This window comes from Agrobacterium larrymoorei (genome assembly GCF_037722385.1).
Lineage (GTDB): Bacteria > Pseudomonadota > Alphaproteobacteria > Rhizobiales > Rhizobiaceae > Agrobacterium > Agrobacterium larrymoorei_C.
Genome location: NZ_JBBKAQ010000001.1, coordinates 886,063 through 898,495 on the forward strand (window position 1 = coordinate 886,063; position 12,433 = coordinate 898,495).

A 12,433-nucleotide genomic window follows, 5' to 3' on the forward strand; every position below is an offset into this window, starting at 1 on the left:
AAGTCAAGAGGTGTTTTTATGGCGATAGGACGTGAGCGCATCATTGATGAAGCTCTGCTGCTTTTGAACGAAGTCGGCATAGACAAGCTATCCACTCGGAAGCTTGCAGAAAGGCTGGGGGTTCAGCAGCCGGCGCTCTACTGGCATTTCAAAAACAAGTCCGAGTTGCTGGATGCCATCAATTCGGAGATGCTGCTGCGCCACCACGATGACCGCTTGCCGAAGCCGGGACAGGATTGGGTGGCGTTCACGCTTTCCAACGCCCGCAGCGTTCGCAAGGCTTTGCTGAGCGTGCGCGATGGTGCGCGATTGACAGCGGGTACCCGACCGTCCGTCGCCGATTTCGCCGATACTGAAAAGGTGTTGCAGCTCTATGTCGATGCAGGCTTCTCCACCAAAGAGGCGTTCGGCATCGCCATCTGCGTCACCCGCTATGTGGTCGGTTACGTTCTCGAAGAGCAGGGAGAGCAAGAGCGCGAAAGGATCGATCGCGGTCTCCCCAAAGCGGACTTTGAAGCGGAACTTGGTCCGTTTCCATTATTGAGTGAGGCCTTGGAAACCTTCCGGCAGGTTGGAACCGTCAATACGGAAGCTGTCTTTGAGAGCGGCCTTGGTTATCTCGTTGCGGGTTTAAAAGAAGCGTTGCGGCAGAAATAGTCGAGACAAAAGCCGCGCATCGAATGCCCTCGCAGACATGAGTCCAAAGGAGCGCGGCCGCCCAGGATCTGAGCGGCCGCGCGGTACGCTAACTACTATGCAACAATGGAGAGCCTTCGTAACCTCAAGGCTTGCGGGGACCGCCTTCCGGTCCACGAGGGCCACCCTCTGGACCGCGTGGTGGCTTGCCGGCCGGTCCGAGCTGGTTGGTCTTGCCATCTTCATGGACAATGTAGCTGCCATGAAGGAAACCATCATCGAAGCGTCCCTGGACGGTCACGACCTCATCCTTGTTGACGATATCGCCGCCTCTGCCTTCGGGTCCTGTCTCTACAAGGGCACGACCGCTTTCATCCTGAATGATGAACTTGTTGCCGAAAATTTCGACAACTTTACCCTTCACGCTGGTGAGGCTGTCGTCAGGCATAGCGGAAATCGCGACAGGTGCGATAGGCGCAAGCTCTCCAGTCGGCCGCGTCAGCTTCATGGCGCCGGCACCCCCGGCAATGCCGACCGCCAAAAGGGCGATGGCCCCAACGGTTAAAGCAGCGGCAGAACGCTTCTTCGGATGTGGGTGGACGTGATTGGCTTCGTCGTGATGCTTGGTTTCGGTTTCAGGTGTAACAGACATTTCCGGTCTCCTTTGTGATTGGAATGATGCCTTTCTATCAAAGCCCTACCACCACCAGCCTGAACCATCCCGTTCAGCTTGAGTTAAGCGTCCAGCACCATAAGAAAGTCCGATCCCACGGAGTAGAAGTCCCTCATGCGTGTCCTTCTTGTCGAAGACGATACCGACCTAGCAAGCCGGATTGCTAGCAGTCTCAGAAACGAAAACTTCGTTGTCGATATCGCACGCAATGGTGAGGATGGTCAGCATGCAGGCCTGACCGAAGCCTTCGATGTTGCGGTCCTCGATCTGGGACTTCCCAAGATCGACGGCGTCTCGGTATTGGCTTCGTGGCGGGAGGCGGGCCGGACGTTTCCGGTGCTTGTGCTGACGGCCAGAGACGGCTGGCCGGACAAGGTGGCAAGCTTCAAAGCGGGCGCCGATGACTTTCTCACCAAACCCTTCAAGGTCGAAGAACTGGTCTTGCGGCTGCGCGCATTGGTGCGACGCGCCAACAATCACGCGAGCGCCACCGTCACCTGTGGCTCGGTCACCTTCAACGCACAGCTGGGAACCTTCGAGAAGGATGGCGTTCCTTTGAAATTGACCGCACTGGAGTGGCGCGTGCTCTCCTGCCTGATCCTGCGAAAGGACGTCGTCGTAGACCGAAGCGAATTGATGGAGCGCGTCTATGATGGCGATGCCGAGGTGGACTCGAACTCTATCGAGGTTATCGTCGCCAGGCTTCGCCGCAAGATCGGCGCCGAGTTCATCGAAACCGTTCGTGGCAGGGGCTACATGATGACGGCTGCATCATGAGATGGTCGCTGTCTTCCCGTCCCGCCTCGATTGCCGGGCGCCTGACGGCGTTCTCCGCCGTCTTTGTGGCGGGCGCCATCGTGATTGCATCCGTTATCCTCTGGCTCATCGTCGCCGGCGTGGTTCGAGAGCAGATCGACCAGCGGCTCGATACGCAGATTGAAGGTTTGCGCAGCGGCTTGGCGGTAAGCGCAAGCGGCCAGCTAACACTGACTTCTCAACTGGACGGACCGCCGTTCGATCGGCCGGGTTCGGGATGGTACTGGCAGATCAAATCGGACACATCGACAATTTCGTCCCGTTCCCTGGAGCGGCGCGCCCTTAAACCTGGGGGGCGTCAAGCGGATTGGCGGGATCTGGCTTCGGTTAGGCCCCGGCCGGGTGAAGCGGAAGACGGCAATGGACGTGGTCTTTACACGCGCACCCTGTCCTCTCGCATCGACGGCCAGTCGGTGCAGATTACCGCATCTGCCCCTGAGGCTGCGTTAACCGATCCGGCATTCCGTTCGCTCATGTGGCTCGTGCCGGCCATGGCACTCCTCGGCATCACGCTTCTGATCGGTACATATCTACAGGTACGCTTCGGCCTCAAGCCCCTTAAGCGCCTGACGACCGAGATAGGAGAAGTGTCGGCCGGCGACCGCTCTGCGCTGCCTCAAGGGGACGTCGAAGAGTTGAAGCCTGTTACGATAGAAATCAACCGCCTGATCGCTTTGAACGAGAAGCGGCTTGAGGAGTCCCGCATCCATTTTGCCAATATGGCCCATGGGCTGAAAACGCCAGTCGCCAGTCTGACGCTTGGATTGAATAGCGACAACGATCCGAATGGCGGTTTGAGGGATCTCGTTTACCGCATTGATCGCCGCATCCGTCATCATCTTGCCGATGCGCGCAAGTCTGCGGCTGGCCAGCTTGCGGATCGGCACGTCTTGCTTCGCCCTCGTCTCGATGACCTCATTCTTGTTCTGTCGAACATCTACAGGGACAAGGCTTTGTCGGTTCTTTGTGAGGTCGAGGACTCCGCCAGCCTTCGCTGCGATCCGGAGGACGTGAACGAAGTTCTCGGCAATCTGCTGGACAACGCGTTCAAATGGGCTTCCACAGCCGTCAAGGTATCGTCGGAGCGGAAAGGCGATCTCGTTGCGATCACGATCACTGACAATGGGCCGGGTATCTCCGATGACAGGATCACTGAGGCTTTCCAGCCGGGCATGCGGCTGGACGAAAGCGTGCAAGGCAGCGGCTTCGGTTTGGGAATATCGAAGGAAATTGCCGAACTCTATGGCGGCACCGTCACGCTCCGCAATGTCACCGGTGGCTTTCAGGCTACTGTGACGCTGCCCATCTCCCGCCGCCTATCCTCGTAACATCCTCCGCGCCGGTGCAACCGAAAGCCGGTCAACATCGTTGTTCCAACGGATTTGATCAAGGCACAGATAAAAATGGCGCTGGACAAGGCAATAGAGGCATCCGGGTTCGGTTGAGAATTACGAAAATGTAAGTTGCCCAATGCCGTCACGGTAATGGAGTATGCAACAAGGATTTGGCTGACATTGCGGTCTGTCCATTTAAATTTTGACGTTAAGCTATTCATTTCGCAGCGCATCAAGGCATTCTTGAAATGACCAGTTCTTCCTCTGTTGATTTCCCTACAGGCACGAAAACTAGGTTGGACACCAGCGGGCTGCGCTGGAGAGGAATGATCGATTCCGCTCCTGGAGCGCCGGGCATTAAAGCGCGCTGGACATCCAGCGCTAAGAACGGCATCGGCACCGCCGTCTCCAAGCATTCGCGCGTCTGGTTCACTCTCAGCCACGGCGTCCTCAACGAAATCTACTACCCCCGCGTCGACAGTGCCTGCACGCGTGATTTCGGTTTCGTCGTCACCGGCAAGCATGGCTATTTCTCCGAAGAGAAACGCGATTGCGAGACGAATACCAAAACTGTCGCGCCTGGAATTCCAGCTTTCTCCATTTCCAACACCGCGCGAGACGGGCGTTACCGTATCGAGAAGGAGGTGATTTCCGATCCCTCTCGGGCCTGTGTGCTGCAGCGGCTTCGCTTTGCCGCGCTCAAGGGCGAGGTCGGGGACTATAGGGTCACGGCCCTGCTCGCTCCGCATCTGGTCAACGCCGGACAAATGAACTCGGCCTGGATCGGTGAGTTCGATGACAAGACCGTGCTGTTCGCCACCGGTCGTTCGCGTTATCTGGCACTTGTCTCTGACATTCCGTGGTGCGCCACGAGCGCGGGTTTCGTTGGTGTTTCTGACGGCTGGAGGCAGTTGCAACAGCATGGACGCATAGCCGACCAGTACCAGCGCGCCGATGACGGCAATGTCGCTCTTGCAGGTGAGCTTGATTTCATCAGCACGTGCGGGGAGGCAACTCTCGCCATCGGCTTCGGCCAGACGGAGTTCGAAGCGGCGGCGGCGGCAGTGGCCAGCCTCAAGGATGGGTTTGACAAGGCGCAACAACACTATGTCGCCAACTGGAAAACCTGGCAGGAAAAGCTTGTTTCCCTGGATCGCCAAGAGCAGGACGGCGTCAATGCCTACCGGGTTTCAACCGCGGTTCTCGCTTCTCACCGAGCTGCCGATCGTGCCGGTGCGGTCGTCGCCAGCCTCTCCATTCCATGGGGATTCTCCAAAGGCGATGACGACCTGGGCGGCTATCACCTCGTCTGGCCCCGCGATCTGGTCGAAACGGCAGGCGGATTTCTGGCCGCCGGAGATGCAGAAGAAGCAATCGCGATCCTCGACTATCTGCGCCACGTTCAACAACCGTCCGGCCGCTGGCCACAGAACCTGTGGCTTGATGGGAAGCCCTATTGGCCGGGCATCCAGATGGATGAGTGCGCCTTCCCCATCCTACTTGCCGATATGTTGCGGCGGTCCGGCCATCTCGATGCGAAAGCCCAAAGTCGCTTCATGCCGATGGTGCGCAGCGCTGCGAACTACATCCTGACCAACGGTCCCGCGACCTGCGAGGATCGATGGGAAGAGGATGCCGGCTATAGCCCGTTTACGCTTGCCGTAGAGATTGCCGCATTGTTGGCAGCTGCCGATTTGTTGGCGATCGATGGGGATCAGCAGGCCGCCCAACATCTACGCGAAACGGCAGACTGCTGGAACGATCAGATCGAACTATGGACCTTCGCCGGCGAGAAGACCTTCTGCGACGCGCTCGGTATTTCAGGCCATTACGTTCGTATTGCGCCGCTCGGCACGACGGATGCGGCAAGGGCGTCCGGCAACACCGAAATTCGCAACCAGACACCTGACCGGGCGCTGTTGCCGACAGCCGATGTGCTGAGTCCCGATGCGCTGGCGCTTGTCCGTTTCGGCCTGCGTGCGGCAGATGACCCCTACATTCTCGACACCATCAAAGCCATCGACCACAGCTTGCGTGTGGAACTGCCGCAGGGCCCGGTCTGGTATCGCTACACCGGCGATGGTTACGGCGAGCATGACGATGGCGCGCCTTTCGACGGCACGGGCAAAGGCCGGGCCTGGCCTCTGTTGGCCGGGGAACGCGCGCATTATGAACTTGCCGCAGGCCGAAAAGAAGCTGCGGAAGCACTACTGTCGACGCTTGAAAAATCCGCTGGGTCCGGTGGCCTTTTCCCTGAGCAGGTTTGGGATGGGCCGGATATCCCCGAGAAGGAACTGTTCCTTGGCCGACCCTCCGGCAGCGCAATGCCCCTTGTCTGGGCGCACTCCGAACATATCAAGCTTCTGCGCTCGTTGAAGGACGGCGCTGTCTTCGACATGCCCCCGCAAGGCGTCGAGCGCTATATCAGGAACAAGACCGGCTCGCGCTTGCGCATCTGGCGCTTTAACAACCGTCTGTCCTCGATCCCAGCTGGTAAGATGCTGAGACTCGAAGTGGAAGCGAACGCTCTCGTGCACTGGAGCACCGACAACTGGACGAACGTTTCCGACACGCCGGTGGCGCCATCCGGACTGGGCACCTATTTCGTCGATCTGCCCTTGCAGAATGAAGACGTCGGAACGTCGATAGTCTTCACCTTCTACTGGCCAGATAGCCAAACATGGGAAAACACCAACTTTACCGTTCACGTCGGGGATGAATCCTCTGATTCAACCCGCATCGAAAGTGGAGAATGACATGCAAATCGCAATGGTAGGCCTCGGCCGTATGGGCGCCAATATGGTACGCCGGCTTCTGAAACAGGGGCATGACTGCGTTGTTTTCGACGTCAACGCGGACAACGTGGCGGCGCTCGTCAAAGAGGGTGCGAAGGGCGCTTCCTCGGCTGAAGACCTCATCTCCAAACTCGAAAAGCCCCGCGCCGTCTGGCTGATGCTGCCAGCAGCCATCACCCCGAAGATCGCAAGAGATTTCGCGTCAAAGCTCGAGAAAGGCGACGCCATTATCGACGGCGGCAACTCCCTATATCATGAGGCGATCAATCTTTCCGCAGAGTTCGCACCGATGGGCATCGACTTCATCGATGTCGGAACATCGGGTGGCGTGTGGGGCCTGGAACGTGGCTACTCGCTGATGATCGGAGGCCCACAGGCAGCCGTACAGCGTCTCGATCCGATCTTTGCTTCTCTTGCACCGGGTGCCGGGCAGAACATTGCGGAGGATCCGGAAACGGGAACAGCACCAAGAGGCTATCTCCATTGCGGCCCGGCGGGTGCCGGCCACTTCGTCAAGATGGTGCATAACGGCATCGAATATGGCGTCATGGCAGCCTATGCCGAAGGCTTGAACATCCTGAAAGCTGCCAATGCCGGAAATAGCGAGCGCGAGGTGGATGCAGAAACGACACCGCTCGCCAATCCGCAATATTATCGTTTCGATGTCGATCTGCCCGCTGTGACCGAAGTCTGGAGGCACGGTTCGGTCATTGGTTCATGGCTACTGGATCTCACCGCAGAGGCTTTGAAGCAGGACCCGCATCTGGAACACTATGATGGCCGAGTGTCCGATTCAGGCGAAGGCCGCTGGACGTTGCAGGCCGCCGTTGAGACCGGCGTGCCAGCGCCAGTTCTCGCCTCGGCACTCTTCGAACGCTTCTCCTCGCGCGGCGAGGCGCAATTTGCCGGCAAGGTGCTGTCCGCCATGCGCCACGCCTTTGGTGGTCACCTGGAAAAAGCCAAGTAAGGCGGAGGAGAGAGCCATGGCACAAGAACGATCCGATGTACTGGTGGTGTTCGGTGCCACCGGTGATCTTGCGCACAAGATGATCTTTCCCTCGCTCTACGCGATGGTAAAGCGCGGCGCGCTCACCACGCCGATCATCGGCGTGGCTTTTGACGACTGGACGCGCGACCAACTGCTCGCGCGTGCAAGAGACGCGATCTCAAAGCATGTCGATCAGATCGACGAGTCCGTCTTCGCCAAGATGGCAGAGAAGCTGTCTTACGTGTCAGGTGATTACCGCAGCCAGTCGACATTCGACAAGCTGAAGCAGGCGCTGGCGGGACACAAGAGCCCACTCTACTACCTCGCGATCCCCCCATCCCTGTTCGAAACGGTGGCCGATGGGCTTGATCAGGCCGGCATTGCCAAGGACGCCCGGCTGATGGTGGAAAAGCCATTCGGTCGCGATCTTGCCTCGGCCAAGAAATTGAATGAGGTGCTGCATAAGGTGTTCGAGGAGGATGCGATCTTCCGCATCGACCACTTCCTGGGTAAGGAGGCCATTCAGAATCTTCTTTATTTTCGCTTCGCCAACAGCTTCCTCGAGCCAGTATGGAATCGAGACCATGTCGAAAGCGTCCAGATCACCATGGCCGAAGACTTCGGTATCAAGGGGCGTGGCAAGTTTTACGACGAAGTCGGTTGCATTCGCGATGTCATTCAGAACCACCTCGTCAACGTTCTCTTGCTCCTCACCATGGAGCCACCGGCATCTGGCGCGTCCGACGATCTGGTAGACGAGAAGGTCCAGGTGCTGAAAGCGATGCCGCCTCTCTCGAGAGAGGACGTGGTGCGGGGCCAGTTCGAAGGCTACACCGACGAGCCTGGTGTCGCCCCATCGTCGCCGACAGAAACCTTCGCTGCCGTCCGCTTCCGGGTTGCGACATGGCGATGGAACGGCGTCCCGTTCTTCATCCGTGCCGGCAAGAACCTGCCCGCCCATGCAACGGAGGTCGTTGTTCGCTTCAAGCGACCACCGGTAACGCTCTTTGACGAGATCACCGACACGTCCGCGAATTATATCCGCTTCCGCCTTGGGCCAGATATCTCCATCGGTGTCGGCGCGCGCCGCAAGGCAGCGGGAGAGAAGATGCGTGGGGAGGCGGTCGAACTGACAGCGCTGGACGATGGCATCGGCGATATGGCGCCTTATGAACGCTTGATCGGCGACGCCATGGCTGGCGACAGGCAACTGTTCACCCGCCAGGACGCAGCCGAACTCGCGTGGAAGATTGTTGAACCTATCCTCGACGACAAGGCTGTGCCGCCGACCTACAAGCCGGGAACCTGGGGTCCCGCCGAGATGGAGCATTTCGCGCCGCCCGGTGGCTGGATCGATCCCGCCTGATAATCGGAGAAAATATATATGTCACAAGATATTTCAGACGATAAAGACCGCATTGTCCTGTCTATCGACATTGGCGGCAGCCACGTGAAAATTCTTTCAAGCGCAGGCGGCGAGGAAAAGAAGGCGGAAAGCGGAAAGTCCATGACAGCGGCCGACATGGTTGCGGCGGTAAAGTCCATGGCCGACGGCATGAAGTACGACGGGATTGCGATGGGCTATCCCGGACCGGTCGTACACGACAAGCCGCTTCGAGAACCGGTGAACCTCGGCGAAGGCTGGGTCGGTTTCGATTATCGAGCCGCGTTTGGCTGCCCCGTCCGCATTGTCAACGATGCTCTGATGCAGGCGATCGGATCCTACACCGGCGGTCGCATGCTCTTCCTCGGTCTCGGCACCGGCCTTGGCGCGGCAATGATCGTGGAGAACGTCGCCCAACCCATGGAGATCGCTCACCTTCCCTATCGTAAAGGCAAAAGCTACGAGCATTACGTCAGCGAAGCCTACCGCGAGAATAAAGGTCACAAGAAGTGGCAGAAGCGAGTGTTCGATGTTGTTGAGGCGCTTTCCGCAGCGCTCGAGCCCGACTATGTGGTGATCGGCGGCGGCAACGTGGAAAAGCTCGATTCACTTCCTCCGAAGTGCCGCCGCGGTGACAACGCCCTAGCCTTCGAGGGCGGCTTTCGTCTGTGGAAGGATAATAAGCTGATCGCGTAACGCCTAGGTGCGCACGCCCATTAGGGGCGCGTGCTATTGCCCCGGAGCCGTTGCCCCTGCTTGTCGAAGAACCGCGCATCTGCCGGATCGAATGACACGAAGATCCTCTGGCCGACATCCGCCACCGGCCCGGTCCCGCCTTGAACGACGATCGGCAAGTCGGGGCCAAGATGCCCATAAAGGTAGGTGGCTCCACCTAGAAACTCTGTGAAGTCGATCGTCATTTCAAGCCCCGGCTCGCCATCACGGGTGGGTCGCATATGTTCCGGGCGAATGCCGAATTGCAATTCGCCTTGGATCGGCAGGCCTTGAGGAACTGAAAGCGGCAGGCGCTGCTCACCGATGAACAGCGACCCCGCCTCGAACGTCGCGCTGACGATATTCATCTTCGGACTGCCGATGAAGCCGGCAACGAAGAGATTATCCGGATCATGATAAAGCTCGAATGGGGATCCGATCTGTTCAATACGACCAGCTCTCAAGACGACGATCTTGTCAGCCAGTATCATGGCTTCCGTCTGATCGTGTGTGACGTAAATCATCGTGTTGCCAAGGTGCTTGTGCAGCTTTGCGATCTCAATTCGCATATCGACGCGCAATTCTGCATCCAGGTTCGACAATGGCTCATCGAACAGGAACACTTCCGGATTCCGGACGATCGCGCGGCCAATCGCAACGCGCTGCCTTTGACCACCGGATAGCTGACCTGGCCGCCGGTCGAGCAACGGCGTCAGATGGAGGATATCTGCCGCTCCCTGAACCAGTCGATCGACTTCGTCTTTCGGACGATGCGCCATTTTGAGGCCGAAGCCCATATTCTGCGCCACAGTCATATGCGGATAAAGCGCATAGGACTGAAACACCATGGCGATACCGCGGTCTGAGGGATCAGCCTCGGTGACATCCCGTCCGCCGATGAGAATTTCCCCCTGACTGGTCTCCTCAAGACCAGCGATCAGCCGCAGAAGTGTCGACTTACCGCAACCGGATGGACCGACGAACACGACGAACTCGCCTGCGGCAATCTTTAGGTCGATGTCATGAATGACATCCACCGCGCCAAAGCTCTTCGACACTCCCTTCAGTTCGACACCGCTTGTGCGGACTGGCGGCGATGCGGCGGAATGCGTGCTCTGCGCATTCATGACTGGCCCTCCTTGCGGATCCAGACCAGCATTTCGCCGGATGCACGGTTATCCCAAAGATGATAGGGCACAGCGCGGATTTCGACGTCTTGCCGTTGCGGTGCCGCAATGGAATATAGCTGATCGTCACCCGCGGTTTCCCGAACCGCGGTGGTGACCAGAGCAGGAACGCCGCCCAACTCTTCCACCGCTTCGCAGCGAAACGCGCTGTCTGGACGCAGCAGCACCGAATTCAGGTCGTCGCCATTATCGACACCTTCCAGGCAGTAGACGAGTGGTCCGCGCTGGAGAGCCACGCGGCCCTGATCGTTACCCACAGCTGGATGAGCGTGGACTTCCTGCACCGGCATGTCCAGGTCAAGTTCAACGACATCGCCCGACTGCCAGGAACGATTAAGCCTCGCATAGCCCTTTGCTTCGACGGAGGCGATCTCGACAGCCTGACCGTTGACACGGAGAGCGGCTTTCGGCGACCACCCGGGAAGACGCAGCGCCAGCGTGAACTCACTCGCTTCTGCCGGTTCCAACGTCAACCGAATGGTGCCGTCCAGGGGGTAGGCCGTTTGCTGGCGGATGCGGACGGGTTTGCCCGCCACCTTCAGATCGGCCGCACTCTCGCAATAGAGATGGACCGCGAGTTCGTCCTCTGCTTCTCCATACATGTAGGTACCAACAGAAGCGACGAGTCTCGCGATGTTCGGAGGGCAGCACGGGCAACGGTGCCAGTTCCAGCGATGGTGCTTGCCCCGGCTTTCCAACGGGTTGTCATAGAAGAATTGAGTGCCGTCGAGTGACAGGCCGACAAGTGCGCCATTGTAGAGAGCCCGTTCCATGACATCGGCGTAGGCGCGGTCGGGGCCAAGACCAAGCATGCGGTTTGCCCAGAAGACCAAGGCGACAGCTGCGCATGTCTCGGCGTAGGCCGTCTCATTGGGCAGATCGTAATCGAATGTCAGTCCTTCATTATGGGCCGAGGGGCCGAACCCGCCGGTGACATACATGTTCTTTTGCGTGAGATGGCCCCAGATAGCCTCAAGTGCCGGTTTCAGGCTGTCGTCGCCATATTCCGTCGAAACATCGGCCATGCCGGAATAGAGGTAGGCAGCACGAACAGCATGGCCCACCACGTGGCGCTGGTCTCGCACTGGCTCATGACTTTGGGAATATTCATAGGTCCCGAAATGATAGTCCGAAGGGTCCCTGCCGCGCTCGCGCGCTTCACGATCGTAATAATGCTCTCCACCCGGCCGTTGCCCGCGCTCGTCTACGAAGAAGCGCGCGAGATCGATATAACGTTGCTCGCCTGTCGCGCGACCGAGTTTGATCAATGCCAGTTCGATCTCCGGGTGACCGCAATAGCCGGGCTTCTGCGCTTCGCCTGGACCAAAAACCTCGGAAATATGATCGGCATAGCGGGCCATGATGTCGAGGAATGTTCGCTTGCCCGTGGCGTAGTAATAGGCAACCGCCCCTTCCATCAGGTGTCCAGCGTTGTAGAGCTCATGGCAATCACGCAGGTTGGTCCAGCGCTTGCCAGGCTCGATACGCTGATACCAGGAGTTCAGGTATCCATTCGCGTCCTGCAACCTTGCATAGGCTTCGACGATTTCGTCGATGCGCGCTTCCAGTGCAGCGTCCGGCTTATGCAGAAGCGTGTAAGCGGCGGCCTCGATGCTCTTTCCGAAATCGGAATCCCAGAACATCTGCGTGCTGACCGTATCATTCCCCTGTTGATACGGGATGCGCAAACCTGGATTAGGCCGATCCGGGTCTATCTGATCCAGCATACCGGCCTCAATGCATCGATCGAGCAGTGTATGAGCCGTCTTGTCGGCGATGGTTTGGATGCGTGGGCCAAAAAATCCTGCGACGCGAACCCGGTCTACCGCCGGTGGCCGAAACAGAGAATTGGTGGAAGTGGTGTCGGCAGGTGAAACTGAAGTGTTCATATCGGTTTCCTTCGAGG

At 58.5% G+C, this 12,433-nt stretch carries 10 protein-coding genes; 7 read left to right on the forward strand and 3 right to left on the reverse strand.

Annotation, left to right across the window (positions count from 1 at the left end; genetic code table 11):
* Nucleotides 1-18 precede the first annotated feature (18 nt).
* Nucleotides 19-657 carry a TetR/AcrR family transcriptional regulator C-terminal domain-containing protein gene (locus tag WKI41_RS03910; RefSeq protein WP_340192181.1) on the forward strand — a complete coding sequence of 213 codons (639 nt, stop codon included), beginning with the start codon at nt 19-21 and terminating at the stop codon, nt 655-657.
* Between the two features lie 124 nt (nt 658-781).
* Here WKI41_RS03910 and WKI41_RS03915 read toward each other — a convergent pair whose 3' ends face one another.
* Complete coding sequence (locus tag WKI41_RS03915) at nt 782-1,288, reverse strand: hypothetical protein (RefSeq protein WP_340192182.1); 507 nt, start codon at nt 1,286-1,288, stop codon at nt 782-784.
* Nucleotides 1,289-1,423: 135 nt separating this feature from the next.
* Here WKI41_RS03915 and WKI41_RS03920 point away from each other — a divergent pair, with 135 nt between their 5' ends.
* From WKI41_RS03920 to WKI41_RS03945, 6 genes are all read left to right on the forward strand, one after another.
* Nucleotides 1,424-2,086 (forward strand): response regulator transcription factor, encoded by a 663-nt coding sequence (locus WKI41_RS03920; protein WP_340192183.1) that lies wholly within the window; start codon nt 1,424-1,426, stop codon nt 2,084-2,086.
* Nucleotides 2,083-3,453: a sensor histidine kinase gene (locus tag WKI41_RS03925; RefSeq protein WP_340192184.1), complete on the forward strand. Its 1,371-nt coding sequence runs from the start codon at nt 2,083-2,085 to the stop codon at nt 3,451-3,453. Before WKI41_RS03920 ends, WKI41_RS03925 begins: the two co-directional genes overlap by 4 nt.
* Before the next feature lie 332 nt (nt 3,454-3,785).
* Complete coding sequence (locus WKI41_RS03930) at nt 3,786-6,215, forward strand: glucan 1,4-alpha-glucosidase (RefSeq protein ID WP_340192185.1); 2,430 nt, start codon at nt 3,786-3,788, stop codon at nt 6,213-6,215.
* Between the two features lies 1 nt (nt 6,216).
* A complete protein-coding gene (gene gnd, locus WKI41_RS03935; RefSeq protein ID WP_340192186.1) occupies nt 6,217-7,221 on the forward strand; it encodes a phosphogluconate dehydrogenase (NAD(+)-dependent, decarboxylating) in 1,005 nt (334 codons plus the stop codon).
* A 16-nt stretch (nt 7,222-7,237) separates the two neighbouring features.
* Nucleotides 7,238-8,608 (forward strand): glucose-6-phosphate dehydrogenase, encoded by a 1,371-nt coding sequence (zwf, locus tag WKI41_RS03940; protein WP_340192187.1) that lies wholly within the window; start codon nt 7,238-7,240, stop codon nt 8,606-8,608.
* Nucleotides 8,609-8,626: 18 nt separating this feature from the next.
* A complete protein-coding gene (locus tag WKI41_RS03945) occupies nt 8,627-9,322 on the forward strand; it encodes an ROK family protein (protein ID WP_340192188.1) in 696 nt (231 codons plus the stop codon).
* A gap of 20 nt (nt 9,323-9,342) precedes the next feature.
* Here the strand turns inward: WKI41_RS03945 and WKI41_RS03950 are convergent, their stop codons facing one another.
* Together WKI41_RS03950 and WKI41_RS03955 are read right to left on the reverse strand one after the other, a co-directional pair.
* Nucleotides 9,343-10,467 (reverse strand): sn-glycerol-3-phosphate ABC transporter ATP-binding protein UgpC, encoded by a 1,125-nt coding sequence (locus WKI41_RS03950; RefSeq protein ID WP_340192189.1) that lies wholly within the window; start codon nt 10,465-10,467, stop codon nt 9,343-9,345.
* Nucleotides 10,464-12,416, reverse strand: a complete 1,953-nt coding sequence (locus tag WKI41_RS03955) for a glycoside hydrolase family 127 protein (protein ID WP_340192190.1) — start codon at nt 12,414-12,416, stop codon at nt 10,464-10,466. Before WKI41_RS03955 ends, WKI41_RS03950 begins: the two co-directional genes overlap by 4 nt.
* Nucleotides 12,417-12,433 lie beyond the last annotated feature (17 nt).

Excerpts from the sequence above, each read along its gene's own strand:
- WKI41_RS03910 (WP_340192181.1), top strand. The coding sequence starts at position 19 with ATGGCGATAGGACGTGAGCGCATCATTGATGAAGCTCTGCTGCTTTTG.
- WKI41_RS03915 (WP_340192182.1), bottom strand. The coding sequence starts at position 1,288 with ATGTCTGTTACACCTGAAACCGAAACCAAGCATCACGACGAAGCCAAT.
- WKI41_RS03920 (WP_340192183.1), top strand. The coding sequence starts at position 1,424 with ATGCGTGTCCTTCTTGTCGAAGACGATACCGACCTAGCAAGCCGGATT.
- WKI41_RS03925 (WP_340192184.1), top strand. The coding sequence starts at position 2,083 with ATGAGATGGTCGCTGTCTTCCCGTCCCGCCTCGATTGCCGGGCGCCTG.
- WKI41_RS03930 (WP_340192185.1), top strand. The coding sequence starts at position 3,786 with ATGATCGATTCCGCTCCTGGAGCGCCGGGCATTAAAGCGCGCTGGACA.
- gnd (WP_340192186.1), top strand. The coding sequence starts at position 6,217 with ATGCAAATCGCAATGGTAGGCCTCGGCCGTATGGGCGCCAATATGGTA.
- zwf (WP_340192187.1), top strand. The coding sequence starts at position 7,238 with ATGGCACAAGAACGATCCGATGTACTGGTGGTGTTCGGTGCCACCGGT.
- WKI41_RS03945 (WP_340192188.1), top strand. The coding sequence starts at position 8,627 with ATGTCACAAGATATTTCAGACGATAAAGACCGCATTGTCCTGTCTATC.
- WKI41_RS03950 (WP_340192189.1), bottom strand. The coding sequence starts at position 10,467 with ATGAATGCGCAGAGCACGCATTCCGCCGCATCGCCGCCAGTCCGCACA.
- WKI41_RS03955 (WP_340192190.1), bottom strand. The coding sequence starts at position 12,416 with ATGAACACTTCAGTTTCACCTGCCGACACCACTTCCACCAATTCTCTG.